General features: G+C 51.0%; 16 protein-coding genes and 1 tRNA gene. 14 read left to right on the top strand and 3 right to left on the bottom strand.

Annotated features, from left to right (window positions below; translation table 11 throughout):
* The 4 genes from glpK to LK436_RS15385 all read left to right on the top strand — a co-directional run bounded on the left by glpK (position 1) and on the right by LK436_RS15385 (position 4,734).
* A complete protein-coding gene (gene glpK / locus LK436_RS15400) occupies positions 1 to 1,518 on the top strand; it encodes a glycerol kinase GlpK (protein ID WP_008395445.1) in 1,518 nt (505 codons plus the stop codon).
* Positions 1,473 to 2,987: an NAD(P)/FAD-dependent oxidoreductase gene (locus LK436_RS15395; protein ID WP_227910226.1), complete on the top strand. Its 1,515-nt coding sequence runs from the start codon at positions 1,473 to 1,475 to the stop codon at positions 2,985 to 2,987. The genes glpK and LK436_RS15395 overlap by 46 nt, the downstream gene beginning before the upstream one ends.
* Positions 2,988 to 3,051: 64 nt before the next feature.
* The gene (locus LK436_RS15390) at positions 3,052 to 4,374 is read left to right on the top strand and encodes an NAD(P)/FAD-dependent oxidoreductase (RefSeq protein ID WP_008395443.1); all 1,323 of its coding nucleotides are present in this window, start codon (positions 3,052 to 3,054) and stop codon (positions 4,372 to 4,374) included.
* A 3-nt stretch (positions 4,375 to 4,377) separates the two neighbouring features.
* Positions 4,378 to 4,734, top strand: coding sequence for a DUF1667 domain-containing protein (locus LK436_RS15385; RefSeq protein WP_008395442.1), 357 nt, complete (start codon positions 4,378 to 4,380; stop codon positions 4,732 to 4,734).
* Positions 4,735 to 4,986: 252 nt separating this feature from the next.
* Here the strand turns inward: LK436_RS15385 and LK436_RS15380 are convergent, their stop codons facing one another.
* The gene (locus LK436_RS15380; RefSeq protein ID WP_008395440.1) at positions 4,987 to 5,142 is read right to left on the bottom strand and encodes a hypothetical protein; all 156 of its coding nucleotides are present in this window, start codon (positions 5,140 to 5,142) and stop codon (positions 4,987 to 4,989) included.
* A 556-nt stretch (positions 5,143 to 5,698) separates the two neighbouring features.
* Between LK436_RS15380 and LK436_RS15375 the strand changes: the two genes are divergently transcribed.
* Together LK436_RS15375 and LK436_RS15370 are read left to right on the top strand one after the other, a co-directional pair.
* On the top strand, positions 5,699 to 6,274 hold the full coding sequence (locus LK436_RS15375) for a biotin transporter BioY (RefSeq protein WP_021965931.1): 576 nt from the start codon (positions 5,699 to 5,701) through the stop codon (positions 6,272 to 6,274).
* Positions 6,275 to 6,353: 79 nt separating this feature from the next.
* Positions 6,354 to 6,794, top strand: coding sequence for a DUF1284 domain-containing protein (locus LK436_RS15370; RefSeq protein ID WP_008395434.1), 441 nt, complete (start codon positions 6,354 to 6,356; stop codon positions 6,792 to 6,794).
* A gap of 172 nt (positions 6,795 to 6,966) precedes the next feature.
* On the opposite strand, the gene LK436_RS15365 is transcribed toward LK436_RS15370, so the two are convergent.
* On the bottom strand, positions 6,967 to 8,529 hold the full coding sequence (locus tag LK436_RS15365; protein ID WP_008395432.1) for a putative polysaccharide biosynthesis protein: 1,563 nt from the start codon (positions 8,527 to 8,529) through the stop codon (positions 6,967 to 6,969).
* Positions 8,530 to 8,680: 151 nt separating this feature from the next.
* Between LK436_RS15365 and nifS the strand changes: the two genes are divergently transcribed.
* The 5 genes from nifS to LK436_RS15340 all read left to right on the top strand — a co-directional run bounded on the left by nifS (position 8,681) and on the right by LK436_RS15340 (position 13,297).
* Positions 8,681 to 9,862 (top strand): cysteine desulfurase NifS, encoded by a 1,182-nt coding sequence (gene nifS / locus LK436_RS15360; protein ID WP_015545017.1) that lies wholly within the window; start codon positions 8,681 to 8,683, stop codon positions 9,860 to 9,862.
* 186 nt (positions 9,863 to 10,048) lie between these two features.
* Positions 10,049 to 10,486, top strand: coding sequence for a Fe-S cluster assembly scaffold protein NifU (nifU, locus tag LK436_RS15355; RefSeq protein ID WP_008395429.1), 438 nt, complete (start codon positions 10,049 to 10,051; stop codon positions 10,484 to 10,486).
* Positions 10,487 to 10,491: 5 nt separating this feature from the next.
* Entirely contained in the window at positions 10,492 to 11,571 is a 1,080-nt protein-coding gene (gene mnmA, locus LK436_RS15350) for a tRNA 2-thiouridine(34) synthase MnmA (protein WP_008395428.1), read from the top strand.
* Positions 11,568 to 13,103 (top strand): N-acetylmuramoyl-L-alanine amidase, encoded by a 1,536-nt coding sequence (locus LK436_RS15345; protein WP_008395427.1) that lies wholly within the window; start codon positions 11,568 to 11,570, stop codon positions 13,101 to 13,103. The genes mnmA and LK436_RS15345 overlap by 4 nt, the downstream gene beginning before the upstream one ends.
* Before the next feature lie 104 nt (positions 13,104 to 13,207).
* A tRNA-Ser gene (locus LK436_RS15340) sits at positions 13,208 to 13,297 on the top strand.
* Positions 13,298 to 13,594: 297 nt separating this feature from the next.
* On the opposite strand, the gene LK436_RS15335 is transcribed toward LK436_RS15340, so the two are convergent.
* Positions 13,595 to 13,768 carry a hypothetical protein gene (locus LK436_RS15335; RefSeq protein ID WP_021966503.1) on the bottom strand — a complete coding sequence of 58 codons (174 nt, stop codon included), beginning with the start codon at positions 13,766 to 13,768 and terminating at the stop codon, positions 13,595 to 13,597.
* A gap of 502 nt (positions 13,769 to 14,270) precedes the next feature.
* Here LK436_RS15335 and LK436_RS15330 point away from each other — a divergent pair.
* From LK436_RS15330 to LK436_RS15320, 3 genes are all read left to right on the top strand, one after another.
* Positions 14,271 to 14,732, top strand: coding sequence for a VanZ family protein (locus LK436_RS15330; RefSeq protein WP_008395422.1), 462 nt, complete (start codon positions 14,271 to 14,273; stop codon positions 14,730 to 14,732).
* An 87-nt stretch (positions 14,733 to 14,819) separates the two neighbouring features.
* Positions 14,820 to 15,647 carry a tRNA pseudouridine(38-40) synthase TruA gene (gene truA, locus LK436_RS15325; RefSeq protein ID WP_008395421.1) on the top strand — a complete coding sequence of 276 codons (828 nt, stop codon included), beginning with the start codon at positions 14,820 to 14,822 and terminating at the stop codon, positions 15,645 to 15,647.
* A gap of 45 nt (positions 15,648 to 15,692) precedes the next feature.
* Positions 15,693 to 16,277 (top strand): RNA polymerase sigma factor, encoded by a 585-nt coding sequence (locus tag LK436_RS15320; RefSeq protein ID WP_008395420.1) that lies wholly within the window; start codon positions 15,693 to 15,695, stop codon positions 16,275 to 16,277.
* Position 16,278 lies beyond the last annotated feature (1 nt).

Here is a 16,278-nt window from a genome sequence, read left to right as displayed (position 1 = left end):
ATGGCAGGAGGAGGAAATTTTGTGGAGAAGTATTATTTAGGGTTAGATCAGGGGACCACAGGGACGACTGCACTCATTTTTGATTCCCAGTGGAATCAGGTGGCAAGGGGATACAAGGAACATACCCAGTATTATCCTCAGCCGGGCTGGGTGGAGCATGATCCCATGGAGATATGGGGGAGCATTCTTGAAACCATTGATTCGGCTGCAAAAGAGGCTGGCATTCAGGTGGCAGATCTGACCTGTATGGGACTGGACAATCAGGGCGAGACGGTGATGCTCTGGGACCGCTTCACCGGTGTGCCTGTATACAATGCCATTGTGTGGCAGGATCGGAGAACTGCGAAAATGGCAGATGAGATTGCAGAGCAGTATGGCGACATGATCCGCGAGAAAACAGGGCTTGTGGTGGATGCCTATTTCAGTGCCACGAAGATTCGCTGGATTATGGATCATGTGGACGGAGTCAGAGAAAAAATTGAAAACGGCCATGTGATAGCAGGAACACTGGATACCTGGATGATCTGGAAGCTGACTCACGGCCATGTCCATGTAACGGACTACTCTACGGCTTCGAGGACCATGCTGTTAAATATCCACACCGGAGAGTGGGATGATGAAATTCTGGAGGCTCTGGGAATCCCTAAACAGATTCTTCCGGAAATTCATGACAGTGCCGAAGTCTACGGAACCACAGATCCTCTGGACTTTTTCGGGGCAAAGATCCCCATTTCCGGTTCCGTGGTCGATCAGCAGGCAGCACTTTTCGGTCAGGCCTGCTTTAAGCCGGGGACAGTAAAGACCACCTACGGAACGGGCTGCTTTATGCTGATGAACACAGGAGATAAGCCGGTATATTCGGAAAACGGGCTTCTGACCACGGTAGGGTGGGGGCTGAACGGAAAAAAGATTACCTTCGCCCTGGACGGAGGCATTTACATATCGGGAGCGGCAGTTCAGTGGCTGCGGGATAAGCTCCATCTGATTGCCACTGCGGCTGAGACAGAGGAGCTGGCGAAATCGGTGCCTGATACGGGAGGTGTATATTTTGTGCCGGCCTTTGCCGGACTTGCGGCCCCTCACTGGGATCAGTATGCAAGGGGAACCATCGTGGGCATTACAGGAGGGACGACCAAGGAACAGCTGGTGAGAGCGACCCTCGAAAGCATCGCCTATCAGGTAAAGGACAATCTGGATGTTATGGTGAAGGATTCGGGGATTCCCATTGAGGTCATGCGTGTGGACGGCGGGGCTGTGGTCAATACGTTTCTGATGCAGTTTCAGGCAGATATTCTGGGGATTCCGGTGGATGTTCCGGTGATTACGGAAACCACGGCTCTCGGAGCTGCCTATCTGGCCGCCTGCGGAATCGGAGAGTTCCACGATTTATCGGAGCTTGAGAAGAACTGGAAGCTGTACCGCCGCTATGAGCCTCATATGGAAGAGGACGTGCGCCAGGAGCTTCTCAGAAACTGGCACAAGGCAGTAGAGAGGGCGAAAAACTGGGCAGAAAGCTAGGAACTGACAGGAAAAATAGGAGGAAAAAGATGCTGAAAACAGATGTGGTAATAATCGGAGCAGGAGCAGTAGGCTGTGCCATAGCCAGGGAACTGTCAAAATATCAGATTGATGTGACAGTGGTAGACAAGAATGAGGATATTGGAGGAGACGCGTCAAAATCAAACAGCGCCATTATCCACACCGGCTACGACGCCTCGCCGGGAACACTGGAGTCAGAGCTTGTGGTGGCTGCAAACCCTATGTATGATGAGCTCTGCCGTGATTTGGACGTTCCCTTCAGGCGGATCGGCGCAATCCTTCCGGCCATTACACAGGAACAGTATGAAAAACTGCCGGAGATCAAGGCCAAGGCCTTTAAAAACAGGGTGTACGATGTAGAGTACAAAACGGGAAAAGAGCTCCTTGAGATGGAGCCGAACCTGAACCCGGAGGTGAAGGGCGGGCTTTACATACCGAGGGAGAGCATTATCGATCCCTTCATCCTGGTGCAGGCTCTGGCGGAAAACGCCAATGAAAATGGGGTTTCCTTCCTCTTAAACACAAAGGTGACAGGAATCCAGACAAAAGAAGGGCGCGTCACGGCGGTGGAGACAACGGCAGGCGTGATCGAGACAGAGTATGTGATTAACGCAGCGGCTCTGTACTGCGACGAGATCGCGGCAATGGTGGGTAAGGCGGACTACAAGGTCGTGGCAAGAAGAGGACAGTTCTATATTCTCGACAAGAATACCAGCTGCAAGGTAGAGCACATCGTGCTTCCGATTCCGACGAAGGTGACAAAGGGAAAGCTTATGTGTCCCACAATCCACGGAAACATGCTGGTGGGCCCCACTGCGGAGGATCTGGACAACAAGACGGACAAGAGCGTGACAGAGGAAGGACTTTTAAGTATTGTGGAGGATGTGAAGAGGCTGGTTCCGGAGGTGAATGTGAGAGATTCCATTACCCAGTACAGCGGACTTCGCCCCAACAGGAATCCGGAGGGACTCCACGTAGACATGTGGGATGATCTGAAGGGATTTGTCAATCTCTCCGGTGTCCGCTCCACAGGACTTACCCTCTCCGTGGCCATGGGAAAATATGTAGCCCAGCTTCTGCTGGATCACGGCTGCCAGCTTGTGTTTAAAGAAAATTATAAGAAAACGCGCAAGGGGATTGTGCGCTTCCATGAGCTGAGCAGAGAGGAAAAGGAGCAGCTCATAGCAGTAAATCCAGCGTACGGAACAGTGATCTGCAGGTGCGAAACCATCACCGAGGGAGAGATTTTAGACTGTATCAGGAGGCCTCTGGGCGCCAGAAGCATGGATGCTGTAAAGCGCCGTGTCAGAGCCGGGATGGGACGCTGCCAGGGAGGCTTCTGCGGCCCGAAGGTGCTGGAAATCCTGGCAAGAGAGTGGAAGGTTCCGGTGGAGCAGATCAATAAAAACAATGAGGGCTCCTATATGGTGACAGGAAAGATGAGATAAGCCGGGCTGAAAGATGACGGCAGGATAATCAAAGCTTAAACAGGGACAAAAGGAGAGGGAAAGCATGTATGATATTTTCTGTGATGTAGCGGTGATCGGAGCAGGCCCGGCAGGCCTTTCGGCAGCTGTTGCGGCAAAAAAGGAGGGGGCAGAGCGCGTTCTCCTGATAGAGAGAGATGAAAGCATTGGCGGAATTCTGCAGCAGTGCATTCACCCGGGATTTGGGCTCACCTATTTTAAGGAGGAGCTGACAGGACCGGAGTATGCCAGCAGATTTGAGGATGAGGCGAAGGAGCTGGGAGCAGAGGTTCTCTTAAATTCCATGGTACTTGAGGTGGACCCACGGGAGCCGGCTGTCTACTGCGTCAACGCCCAGTACGGTATGACGAGAGTGAAGGCGGGGAGCATTGTGCTGGCCATGGGCTGCAGGGAAAAGACGAGGGCGGGAATCCAGATCCCAGGAACACGCCCGGCAGGAATCTATACGGCAGGCGCTGCCCAGAGACTTCTGAACCGTCAGAACACGATGGTGGGAAAGGAGATTGTGATTCTGGGTTCCGGCGATATCGGAATGATCATGGCCAGGAGAATGAGTCTGGAGGGAGCACACGTAAAGGCAGTTGTGGAGATTATGGACTTCCTGGCAGGCCTTACCAGAAATAAGGTGCAGTGTCTGGATGACTTCGGAATTCCTCTGATGCTCTCACACACGGTAACCAGGATCGTGGGAAATGAGAGAGTGGAGGGCGTGTACGTGGCCCGGGTAGATGAAAATAAAAAGCCTGTTCCGGGGACAGAGGAGTTTCTCTCCTGCGATACCCTGCTCCTGTCTGTGGGTCTGATACCGGAAAACGAGCTGACAAGACAGGCAGAAATCGAACTTTCACCTCTCACCAACGGGCCCATGGTAAACCAGTATATGCAGACCTCAGAACCTGCTGTGTTTGCCTGCGGAAACGTGGTCCATGTCAATGATCTGGTGGACAATGTGACAGCAGAGAGCATGAGAGCCGGTACCTTCGCAGCCCGGTATGCCATGAAACAGAAAGAGGAGGGAGCGCCGGAAGAAAGCAGAACCGGAGCCCAGGAAAAACGGGAACATTCAGTAAAAACCGTTCCCGGCAGCAATGTGCGCTATCTCTGCCCCCAGTATATCAGGACAGACAGCGCCCTGACGGCTCAGGGTCAGGAGGAGTCTGAAAAGATACAGCTCTTTTTCCGTGTCCTTCATCCGGACAGGAAGGTGAAAATTACTGCCAGGTGCGGCGGGCAGGAGATTGCAGTAAAACGTGTTCTTCGCGTAAGCCCGGGCGAAATGGAATCGATTGTCATTCCTGCCGCAGCTGTGACAGGGGCTGTGACAGTAGAGGCAGAGAAGGAGGTGTAGGGAATGAAGAAGGAAATTATCTGTACCGTTTGTCCCATGGGCTGTCATATCACGGTAGAAGGGGAGGCAGACCAGATACAGTCCATATCTGGTTACACCTGTAAGCGAGGCGAGGAATACGGACGCCAGGAATTTATCAGCCCGGTCCGGATTCTCACCACAACCGTCAGGACAGATGACAGAAAGCAGGAGCTTCTTCCTGTGCGCTCCAACCGTCCGGTGCCGAAAGATCGGATCATGGACTGCATGGAGATTATAAAAAAGGTAGAGGTCAAGGGACCGGTAAAACGGTATGATGTGATCGTGGAAAATATCTGCGGCTGCGGGGCAGACATTGTGGCTTCGGGGGAACTGAAGTAGAGTATACAGCAAAAGATAAGCGTTCAGTCCCAAAAGTTCTGAAAGTAAAAAATTAAAAGACACTAAAACAAAGCAGACATAAATTCTCAAAAGTATGTGGGGATTATGTCTGCTTTATATTGTGATGATTTGTCGATTGTGGTTATTTATTAAATAGATATCTGCTTAAAGTGCGATTTAGCTGTCCCATCATAGAATCCACTGTCTTTGTGGAGAGAACCGTTACTTAAGAGATACCGGCGTGAGAATAGTCTAGCGAACCTTTTTCCCCTCAGACAGCCAGTTTTCCAGCTCCCTGTGGCTGAGAGCAAGAACCATCTGGAGATCCTGCTGCTTTTTCAGTAAGAAGGCCATACCGGCGATAATGGCGCACAGGCAAAAAATAATAGCAATTCGTATGTCTTTCATGTTGGTTATACCTCCGTTTCAAATAATTATAATCAATTAATGGATAATATTCAACCTGTAAATCACAGGATAGTCTTTGCTTTTTTTTATATTTTCACTCGCCAGTTAAAAAATCAGGAAACAGTAGCCCCGAATTCCGCCTGAAAATAGACAGACTCGGAAGCAGAGGCAGAATGATAAACGGCAGGAATGAATCTGTCCCAGACGATACAGAGCTTCAGGCTGCTTTCCGGACAGTGTGCAGGGAAATTAGGCAAATTTTTTTGAATGGCAGGCGAACGGATACAGACTGGAACGGATACAGACTGCAGTTTGAGTATCACAGGTGAGAAACAGACTTGTCTGCTGCCGTCTGCGAGACTGATTGAAAACGGAATGTAAACTAAAAAATAAAAATAGTTGACAAACAAAAGAGACAGATCTAAGATAGACACAGACAGAGGATAAATGATCGGGCTGTCTGTTTCTTAGGCAGAACTGTGTGCAGAAAATCTGCGGCAATGAGAAGATAAACAGAAAAATTTTGGGAAAGCCAAAAATGAAAAGGAGAGGGAACATGGAGAGAACAGCGGAGCAGAAAGCAGGACGCAGAGCAGGGGTGAGAGATCTCACCTACATTGGAATAATGGTTGCTTTTATGGCGGTATGTTCATGGATTTCCATACCAACGGCAGTGCCGTTTACCATGCAGACGTTTGCGGTATTTCTGGCAGTAGGCGTATTTGGAGGCAGGAGAGGAACGATGGCCGTGCTGGTATATATTCTGCTGGGAGCCGTGGGAATGCCGGTATTTGCCGGATTCTCAGGCGGCATCGGAGTTTTGGTGGGCCTGACGGGAGGCTATATAGCGGGATTTGTCTTAACTGCCCTGATTATGTGGGGGATGGAGCGGGCCTTTGGAAGAAAAACTGCTGTTTTCTGGTGTTCCGCCGTGCTGGGGCTTATGGCATGCTATGCCTTTGGAACCTTCTGGTATCTGTTTATGTATGCCAGAACGGCTGAGCCGGTGGGCATTATGACGGTTCTGGGATGGTGTGTGATCCCGTTTGTCATCCCCGATCTGCTGAAAATCACACTGGCGGCAGCTATGAGCAAAAGACTCGGAAAGGCTGTAAGAAGCATGGAAGCCTAGGAGCGGTCAGAAGTAGACTGACTGAGATTCTGCAGAAAAAGGAAAGAGGATTGAATCGGAAAGAGGATTGAATCGAGAGATGACGAATACAGATAAAAGGACAGAAAAAAATCTGCCGCTGAGACTCAGACCCCACCACGGACTCTGTATTTACTATTTCAGAGGAAGCGGGTACAGCGAAGAATTTACAGAGCACATGAAAGAGGTAATCCGCAGTCTGAAAGATAACCCGAGGATTATTCTGACAGTCGGGGAGGACGAGGTCTGCTCCTCCTGTCCCAACCGGACTCCCCGGGGATGCAGCGAAAGGCAGAAGGCAGAATCATACGACAGAAAGGTGCTGGAGCTCTGCGGCCTCTTCGGCAGTCAGAATGGGCCGGGAGGCTCAGAAAATGAGCTGCGCTGGGAAGAGTTCAGGCAGGCGGTAGTAAGCAGGATTATCAGAGCCGGAAAGAGAAGGGAAGTCTGCGGGAACTGTGAGTGGGACGGACTGTGTGAGAGAATCGCAGAGAAGGCTTAAGAGACAGAAGTTCAGGCCGGTTAGAGTCAGAGACTGAAAGAAAAGAAAAAGCGAAAGAACGGAGCGCGTGAGGCGTTTTGTCCTTCCGCTTTTTTTATTATAACAGGAAACTTCGTTCCCTGTTATAGAAAAACGCTCTGCGGGGATCGCACTGCGGCGAAAAGGACTCCTTTTACTCTTTCTCTCTTTTTCCCTCATGCACCACCCAGAGCATCCCTCCGTATGCTGCACAGATCACGCCTCCCTTTGCCGCCAGCTGCACGAACCCGTTCATCTCCGAGGCTTTCATCCAGGCAGTCACAGGCTCCAGAGCATACAAAATTCCCACCGCCACGGCCAGGCACAGGCAGGGCTTTACAATCATCTCACCGGCTCTCATGGGAACTTTCACCTCGCCGTTCAGGCACACAATGTGCAGAAGGGCCAGCAGAAGCTCGCTGAGCAGGAGCCCATAGAAGTAAGCTCTCATTCCCATATGGGGAATCCCAAACACCACAAAGGACAGATTGAGAAGCATGGAAACTGCGTTGTGAACGAAGACGGAGGAGGTTTTTCCGAGGCCGTTTAAGATACTGCCCATGGTGGTGGAGATGTACATGAACGGGCAGAGCCAGGCCAGAATGCGGATATAGTCCCCGGCAGCGGTGTTCTGGAACACGGTCATTCCAAGCTCCGGCCCGAAGAGGACAAAAAGTCCTACACAGAGAATTCCCATGTACAGGCTGTAGCGCAGAGCCATGTAGATTGTTTTTTCAATCCGGGCCGTGTTTTCCTGAGCCTGGGCTTCGGCTACAGTGGGGAGCAGGACGACGGAAAGAGAGTTGGTGATGGCAGAGGGAAAATAGATAAAGGGGAGAGCCATTCCTGTCAGAACGCCGTACATACTCAGGGCATCTGAGTGGTTCAGCCCAAATTCAATCAGTCTGTTTGGGACAAAGATTGCTTCCAGGCTCTGAAGGCAGTTTAAAATCAGCCGGTTTCCCATGAGAGGCACTGCCATGGCCATGAGGGGGACCGCTGTGGCGAGAAAACCGGCTGAGGGGACAAAAGAGGAAGATTCGCTTTTATGTCGCCTTCTCTTTGCATGTTTCTGAGCCTGCGGCCGTCTGCCGTTATTCCTGTCTTTCACTGCATAAACCAGATAGCTGTACACAGCCGATCCAGCTTCGCCGATAAACATGCCCCAGACCGCCACAGACACCGTTACAGGCTCTCCGTTTGCCGTCAGGACCTGTACCATCAGAAAGACGGCGCTCATGCGGATGACCTGCTCGAACATCTGGGAGAGTGCCGGAACGGCAGTGCGCTTCATACCATAATAGTAGCCGCAGATGCAGGCGTGGATGGAGGAAAAGGGAATGGACAGGGCCATGACCGGCAAAAGCGGCTCGCAGGCCGGCTCTAAGAGGACAAAGCGGGCGATAAACGGAGCGAACTGCCAGATAAGTCCTGCAAGAAGCCCTGATAAAGACAGGGAAATGATAAGTCCTGTCCGGAGAGAAGCCTTTCCGGAGCCGGCATCCCTGGCCACCAGACGGGAGATTGAGGTCTGGATAGCCCCGCAGCACAGGGCAAATGCAACCGAATGGACAGGAAATACCATCTGATAAATGCCGAGTCCCTCGGCCCCTACGGCCCGTGAGAGAAAGATCCGGTAGAAAAAGCCGAGAATCCGGCTTAAAAAGCCGGCAGCCGTCAGCAGGAGAGTGCCGGCAATCAGTGGATTTTTTTTCATAAAAGCTCCGAACCTGGGGAATTAATAGTATTATATTTTTATAAACAAGAATTATTACTACTTGTGTTTCGCAAAATTTCCTTTATAATAGTAAACGTAGATGAAGCTTTTACCTTTATTCCTACAAAATAAGACGAAAGGCGGATTTAAAATGAAACAGTTGATTTATCTCGACAATGCGGCCACCACAAAGACCAGGCCGGAGGTAGTGGAGGCTATGCTTCCCTATTTTACAGAGCAGTATGGAAATCCATCCTCTGTCTATGATTTTTCCTCGGGCCCTAAGAAGGCGATTGCCCACGCAAGGGAGACTATCGCGAAGGCTCTGGGCGCAAAGACGAACGAGATTTATTTTACAGCAGGGGGAACCGAGTCCGACAACTGGGCGTTAGTGGCTACGGCCGAGGCCTACCGGGCGAAGGGAAACCACATTATTACTTCAAAGATTGAGCATCACGCCATTCTCCACACCTGTGAGTACCTGGAAAAGCGCGGCTTTGAGGTGACATACCTGGACGTGGATGAGAATGGCGTTGTAAAGTTAGAGGAGCTTAAAAAGGCAATTCGGCCGGAAACTATTTTAATCTCCATCATGTTTGCGAACAATGAGATCGGAACCATTGAGCCTGTCCGCCAGATAGGCGCCATTGCCAAGGAACACGGAATTCTGTTCCACACAGATGCTGTCCAGGCTTTCGGCCATGTTCCGATTGATGTGGACGAGTGCGGCATAGATATGCTGAGCGCCAGCGGACACAAATTTAACGGGCCGAAGGGAATCGGATTTTTATATATCAGAACCGGCGTGAAATCGCGCTCTTTCATTCACGGAGGAGCACAGGAGAGAAAGCGCCGCGGAGGCACAGAGAACACACCCGGAATTGTGGGACTGGGAAAGGCCTGCGAGCTTGCCATGGCTTCCATGGAAGAGCGCACCAAAAAGGAGAAGGAGATGAGGGACTACCTGATCGCCAGAGTGATGAAGGAAATCCCCTACACAAGGCTTAACGGGCATCCCACAGAGCGCCTCTCCAACAATGCGAATTTTGCCTTCCAGTTTATTGAGGGAGAATCTCTTCTGATTATGCTGGATATGGATGGGATCTGCGGCTCCAGCGGTTCTGCCTGCACCTCAGGCTCCCTGGATCCGTCTCACGTGCTTCTCGCCATCGGCCTGCCTCACGAGATTGCCCACGGCTCTCTGAGGCTCACCTTAAACGACGAGATCACAAAGGACCAGATTGACTATACCGTGGAGAGCATCAAAAAGATTGTGGAGAGACTGCGCTCCATGTCCCCGCTCTACGAGGACTTTGTCAAGCATCAGAGATAGCGGCGGGAGAAACAGGCAGCCGGGAAACCGGCCTGTCAGGCACGGTCTGGCCAAGCTGCTTTGGCCTTAGAAAAATTTCAGCCTGCTGCAGCACAGCCTGACAGAGAAGGACGGCAGACTGCAGCAGAAACGTGAATTTATGCAGAAACACGAAAACAGTATGACAGAAAAGACAGGAGAAATACTATGTATTCAGAGAAAGTTATGGACCACTTTCAGAATCCCAGAAATGTGGGAGAGATAGAGAACCCCAGCGGAATGGGAACCGTTGGAAACGCCAAGTGCGGAGACATTATGAGAATTTACCTGGACATTGACGAGAACCAGATTATCCGGGATGTGAAGTTTAAGACCTTCGGCTGCGGAGCAGCCGTTGCCACCAGCAGTATGGCCACAGAGCTTGTGAAGGGCAAGAGTATTAAAGAGGCCATGCAGGTGACAAACAAGGCCGTTATGGAGGCGCTTGACGGGCTTCCGCCGGTGAAGGTTCACTGCTCCCTGCTGGCAGAGGAGGCTATTCACGCCGCACTCTGGGACTATGCTGAGAAGAACGGAATCAAGATCGAAGGCCTTGAGAAGCCAAAGTCTGATATCGGTGAAGAAGAAGAGGAAGAAGAGTACTAATCACCATGGAGAAAAAGAAGGTAGTGGTAGGCATGTCAGGAGGAGTTGACTCCTCCGTGGCTGCCTGGCTTTTGAAAAAACAGGGGTATGACGTGATCGGCGTGACCATGCAGATCTGGCAGGATGAGGAACCGGAAGCTGTGGAAGAGAACGGCGGCTGCTGCGGACTCAGCGCGGTGGACGACGCCAGAAGGGTGGCGGAGGATCTCGCCATCCCCTATTATGTGATGAACTTTAAAAAAGAGTTCAGGGAGAACGTCATGGATTACTTTGTGGCTGAGTACTTAAGAGGCCGCACTCCAAATCCCTGCATTGCCTGCAACCGGTTTGTGAAATGGGAGTCCCTCTTAAAACGGAGTCTGGAAATAGGAGCGGACTACATTGCCACAGGCCACTATGCCAGGATTGAGAAGCTGCCAAATGGCCGCTATGCCCTGAAAAAATCTGCCACAGCAGCCAAGGATCAGACCTACGCCCTCTATAATCTCACTCAGGAGCAGCTCGCCCACACACTCATGCCTGTGGGCGAGTACACGAAGGACGAGATTCGGAAGATGGCGCAGGAGCTGAACCTGAGAGTGGCCCACAAACCCGACAGCCAGGAGATCTGTTTTATCCCTGACAATGATTATGCCAAATTTATCAGGGAGGACATAGGAAAGGAGCTTCCGGAAGGAAATTTTGTGGATCTGCAGGGAAATGTTTTAGGACGCCACAAAGGGATCACTCACTACACGGTGGGCCAGAGAAAGGGCTTAAACCTTTCCATGGGCCATCCTGTTTTCGTGGTCGAAATCCGTCCGGAGACCAACGAGGTGGTGATCGGGGAGAACAGTGATGTATTTTCCAGAACGCTGCGGTTTAACCGGATCAACTGGATGGCAGTGGACGGGCTTCACGGAGAGGAACACCGCTTCATCGCCAAAATCCGCTATGGCCACAAGGGAGCACCCTGCACAGTGAGGGAAATAGGCAGTGACCTGGCGGAATGTGTATTTGACGAGCCTCAGAGAGCCATCACGCCGGGACAGGCCGTTGTGCTGTACGACGGGGAATATGTGGCTGGAGGAGGTACCATCCTATGATTCAGAATCAGAGTGAAAAGCAGAGAGGAAGATCCCGCCGCAATGTAAAAAATGCAGAGAGGAAAAAAGGAGGCGCCAGATTCCCTGTGCAGAAGCTGGAAGCCCTCCGCAGCCTAATTTCTGACAGGAAGTCAGGGCTGGGAAGCAGGCCTTCAAAGAGTCTGAGCCTTGGCCGGCCGGCCGCTGCAGGGCGGACGGCGAACCAGGGGCGTAAGGTTAAAATTATGCAGGGGGCAAGGCCCGGACGAGGCAAAAGACCCAAAAGAGATTTGGCATATGGCCTGGCAGCAGCAGCTCTGCTTGCTGTCTGTCTCTGCGCCGGAGGGTTTTATCTGGGAGAGGGCTTCAGGATTTTTTCAGATAAAACGGAGGTACTGAAGGAGGCACAGGCAGAGACTACTGCAGAACTTATGGCAGCCGAGGCTGCAGAAGGGCAGGAAAAAGAAGGAGAGAAGCAGGAGCTTTATCTGAGCGACGCAGTTGCGGGCGGAGCCGGCAGCCAGGCAGAGGGTCAGGCTGTTTCCGGGGACGGAGAGCCGCAGATTGATCAGCTGGACAGCGCCCTGACTACCTCCAATGGTTTTGCGGATACAGAGGATCTGGTGACCGTTCAGGAAAACGGAGTTAATCTGAGGGCGGAAAGCCAGACGGGAAGCCGTATCATTACGCAGCTTCAGGCAGGAGAGGTGCTTGAAAGGACCGGAAAAAATGAAGAGTGGAGCCGTGTACTCTATGACGGAAGGACCTGCTATGTGGCGTCCCAGTATGTGAAGGTTCAGGAGCCGGAAAAAATCGTACAGGAGCCTGTGCCGGAGGCTGATGCGCCGCAGGGAAGAGCTGTGCCGGCCGACGCGGCAGTTATGGCGGCCTCTGACGGGACGGTGATCCCAGTCTCCAATGGGCGGATTGTTGTGCTGGACGCAGGCCATCAGGGAAAGGAAAATACCTCAAAGGAGCCGGCAGGGCCGGATTCTTTCTCCCAGAGGCAGAAAATGCCGGCCGGAGCTGTGGGAAATTCTCTGGGACTCAGAGAGTGTGATGTGACGCTGTCGATCGCCAGGAAGGCGAAGCAGATTCTCACAGAGAGAGGTTATACAGTCATTATGACCAGAGAGAGCAATGACATCAACCTGAGCTGCGCGGAGAGGGCGGAGATAGCCAACCGAAGCGGTGCAGGAGCCCTTGTCCACATCCATACTCACAGCCAGGAGAGTACATCCGTATCAGGTATCCTTGCCACCTGTCAGTCATCGGGAAATCCCTACAACAGCGGCATATACGGCAGAAGCTACGCTCTTTCCAGAAGCATCTCGGGCAGCGTCAGCCAGGCTACAGGAGCCAGAAACCGCGGTGTACAGCAGACAGATACACTCAGCGAAATAAACTGGAGCCAGGTTCCGGTTACGGTTCTGGAGGTTGGATTTCTGAGCAACCAGCAGGAGGAGCTGCTTTTATCTCAGGAGGAGTACCAGGACAGAATCGCTCTGGGAATTGCCGACGGCCTTGATCAGTTTTTCAGCTCCGGAGAGTAGAGAAGACAGAAGAAAAAGGCAAAAAAGCTGTAAAACCAGGTGACAAACCGGGAAAAATTTTGTATAATACAAAAGATGCCGCTGGAAGGCCAGCGGTACAGACTGGAGATGTAGCGAAGAGGCCGTAACGCGGCGCACTCGAAATGCGTTTGTCGGTTCATCCCGGCACGTGGGTTCGAATCCCACCGTCTCCGCTTGAAACCCTTGATTTTTCAGGGGTTTTTCTTGTATTATAGGAAATTCCTCCGAATTTCCTATAATACAAAAAGCCCTGCCGGGCGGGATGCGCACGCCGCGCAGAGGAAAAGGCTGCTTAAAGCAGCCGCGCGGTTCTATTATGTATTCCCAATAAGCAGAACTGGCGGCGGGAAGATAGAACCGGGAGAAAAGAAAATACCGCAGCCAGAACCAGGCTGCATGCAGGCCCGGTACTGGCTGCGGTATTCTGAGCGGAAACAGTTTAAAACAGGAAGCTGTTTCACGCCTGTCTTTTATTTATTTTCCAGGTTGTAGAGCAGGGAGATGTCTGTCAGTTCTCTCTCTAAGGTATCCTCAGCCGGGTGTGCGTGTGCATCCTCTTCCTTTTTTGTATCTGTATTAAAGCTGTAAAGAGAAGCAGCTACGTTTACCTCATGAACTAAATCCTTTTTCTCATTGTTGGACATGATAATCATCCTTTCGCTTTTAATATTATGCTGTTTTTGCAGAGGGAATCCCTCAGCTTTTCTAAGTTTTATCAAAGGCACGTTCCCTTTGATTGCCCTCAGTATAGCACCCTAAAATAAATTGTCAATAACGGAAACCATATTTTTTGTACCTTTTCAAAAACAATTTTTCGTCTATAAACAGGGGATAATACGATGTTTCATCGGGTGTTTATGAGCTCCGTCAAAAGGACGAAATGAGGCTGAAAAAAGAAAAGAAATTTGTGAGAGAAGACGATTTGACATTTTTGAGCAGATAAACGGAATTTGATCAAAAGATAAGAACGGCTGAAGAATAGAATATCCAGAAAATGGGGCATATAGCAAAATAAAATTAAGAGGAAGCGGGAAGGAGCAGCTCCACAGATTCTTTACAATCGAAAGTGCCTGTACTATAATGAAATTTTAAGATAAGAGTATCCGCACAGCCAGAAGCAGGCGGAGAGAAGGGAAGAACGATGACATGAAGAAAACTCGTATCTGGCACATAGTCCTTGTATGCTATGTGCTGTTTATATATTCCAATTCCATGACCCCGGCTGCTATTTCATCTCAGGAGAGCGGTTTTGTCCTGGAACTGGTTCACGGCCTGCTGGACAGTGCGGGGATCAGCGCTTTGTGGCTGACAGACCATATTATCAGAAAATGTGCTCATTTCTGTGAGTACACACTCCTGGGAGTTCTATTGACACAGAGTCTGAATCAGGTGCAGGGCTTTGGAAGATGCCGGGTTCTGCTTCAGCTTTTCCTCAGCGTCTTTCTGCCGTTTGTGGACGAGACAATCCAGCTTTTCACACCGGGGCGCTCCGGGCAGATCAGCGATGTGTGGCTGGATATGAGCGGTGTGCTGTTTGGAACTGCCGCCGCCGTCTGCTTTTTCAGGGCAGCGGCATATCTCATGAAAAAGGGAGAAAGAGAAGGCTGAGGATAATTTGGAAAATACAGGGAAACATAACAACAGGCGTCAGGCAGCCTTAAAAGAGGGCTCCGGCGCAGGCAGGGAGAAACGGCAGTGTACAGAAATATAAAAATCGTTCTTCAGTATGACGGAAGCCGATATGACGGCTGGCAGAAGCAGGGCAATACAAAAAATACCATCCAGGGAAAGCTGGAAGCAGTTCTGGAGAAACTGGCAGGCGAACCTGTGGAGATTCACGGTTCAGGGCGCACAGACGCAGGCGTTCATGCTCTGGGACAGGTAGCCAACTTCCGGTTAGAGGAACGCTGTCTGGAAGAACTTGTGGATAAAACACCGGAAAAGAAAGAAAATGGAGGAAAAGCATCAAGCGTATCCGCCGCAGTGATGGACTATCTGAACCGTTATCTGCCGGAGGATATTGCAGTCATCAGTGCCATGGAGGTTCCGGAGCGGTTTCACAGCCGCCTGAACGCAGTGGAAAAGACGTATCTCTACCAGATCGAAACGGCCGGCCGGAAAAATGTGTTTGAGAGAAAGTATATCTATGGCCTGGGAGAGGAGCTTGATCTTTTGGCAATGAAAGAGGCAGCGAAGCTCCTTCTGGGAAGCCATGATTTCAGGGCGTTCAGTTCGGCAAAGAGGATGAAGAAGTCCACAGTCCGGGAACTTCGAAAAATCGAGATTCACAGGGACGGAAGCCGTGTGCTTCTGGAGTTTACGGGAAACGGCTTTCTCTATAATATGGTGAGGATTCTGACGGGAACGCTGATAGAGATCGGACTTCACAGGAGAACTGTCGATTCCGTGAGGAAGGCGCTTGAATCGCAAGACAGGGAAAACGCCGGTTTTACGGCTCCGGCGGAGGGACTGCTGTTAAAAAGCGTGAGATATGATGAAAAAAGTTTACAGCTCATGCAATAATAAACGGTTCTGGTGCATTAAACTAATAGAAAGGAAACAAAATCCATGTTTTTGATGGGGATGTTTGCCGCCCTGGAGGGGCCTGACGATTATGGGAGGCTGAGTGACGAGAAGCTTCTTTTAAAGATTGCCGGAGGCGATCAGGAGGCATTCCGCCAGTTATATCAGAATACGGATAAGTCCATGTACAGCTTTATTCTTTCTGTTGTGAGAAATCCTCAGGACGCGGAGGAGATCATGCAGGAAGCCTATCTGAAGGTGTGGACCTCAGCGGGCAGCTACCAGTCCCAGGGAAAACCCCTGGCCTGGATGTTTACGATAGCCAGAAATCTCTGCTATATGAGATTCAGGGATCAGAAGCATGAGTCGGACATGGGGCTTTCTGATCTTTCAGAGATGGAGACAGGTGAATTCTGTCCTCAGATAGAAGATGCCGCCGATAAGCTGGTGCTCTACGGGGCCCTGAAAATCCTGAAGGAAGAGGAGCGGCAGATTGTACTGCTACATACGACAGCAGGATTGAAGCACAGGGAGATCGCGGCAGATTTGGGTATGCCGTTAGCCACTGTGCTGTCAAAGTACAGCCGCGCCATGAAGAAATTGAAAAATTATTTGAGAGAGGAGGGATAAC

This window comes from Clostridium sp. M62/1, from assembly GCF_020736365.1.
Classification (GTDB): Bacteria; Bacillota; Clostridia; order Lachnospirales; family Lachnospiraceae; genus Otoolea; species Otoolea saccharolyticum_A.
The sequence above is the reverse complement of the archived record's forward strand: the minus strand, read 5'-3'. Positions and strand labels throughout refer to the sequence as shown.

Excerpts from the sequence above, each read along its gene's own strand:
- LK436_RS15385 (WP_008395442.1), top strand. The coding sequence starts at position 4,378 with ATGAAGAAGGAAATTATCTGTACCGTTTGTCCCATGGGCTGTCATATC.
- LK436_RS15345 (WP_008395427.1), top strand. The coding sequence starts at position 11,568 with ATGATTCAGAATCAGAGTGAAAAGCAGAGAGGAAGATCCCGCCGCAAT.
- LK436_RS15390 (WP_008395443.1), top strand. The coding sequence starts at position 3,052 with ATGTATGATATTTTCTGTGATGTAGCGGTGATCGGAGCAGGCCCGGCA.
- LK436_RS15370 (WP_008395434.1), top strand. The coding sequence starts at position 6,354 with ATGACGAATACAGATAAAAGGACAGAAAAAAATCTGCCGCTGAGACTC.
- LK436_RS15365 (WP_008395432.1), bottom strand. The coding sequence starts at position 8,529 with ATGAAAAAAAATCCACTGATTGCCGGCACTCTCCTGCTGACGGCTGCC.
- LK436_RS15375 (WP_021965931.1), top strand. The coding sequence starts at position 5,699 with ATGGAGAGAACAGCGGAGCAGAAAGCAGGACGCAGAGCAGGGGTGAGA.
- LK436_RS15335 (WP_021966503.1), bottom strand. The coding sequence starts at position 13,768 with ATGTCCAACAATGAGAAAAAGGATTTAGTTCATGAGGTAAACGTAGCT.
- LK436_RS15320 (WP_008395420.1), top strand. The coding sequence starts at position 15,693 with ATGTTTTTGATGGGGATGTTTGCCGCCCTGGAGGGGCCTGACGATTAT.
- LK436_RS15380 (WP_008395440.1), bottom strand. The coding sequence starts at position 5,142 with ATGAAAGACATACGAATTGCTATTATTTTTTGCCTGTGCGCCATTATC.
- glpK (WP_008395445.1), top strand. The coding sequence starts at position 1 with ATGGCAGGAGGAGGAAATTTTGTGGAGAAGTATTATTTAGGGTTAGAT.
- LK436_RS15330 (WP_008395422.1), top strand. The coding sequence starts at position 14,271 with ATGAAGAAAACTCGTATCTGGCACATAGTCCTTGTATGCTATGTGCTG.
- nifU (WP_008395429.1), top strand. The coding sequence starts at position 10,049 with ATGTATTCAGAGAAAGTTATGGACCACTTTCAGAATCCCAGAAATGTG.
- nifS (WP_015545017.1), top strand. The coding sequence starts at position 8,681 with ATGAAACAGTTGATTTATCTCGACAATGCGGCCACCACAAAGACCAGG.
- mnmA (WP_008395428.1), top strand. The coding sequence starts at position 10,492 with ATGGAGAAAAAGAAGGTAGTGGTAGGCATGTCAGGAGGAGTTGACTCC.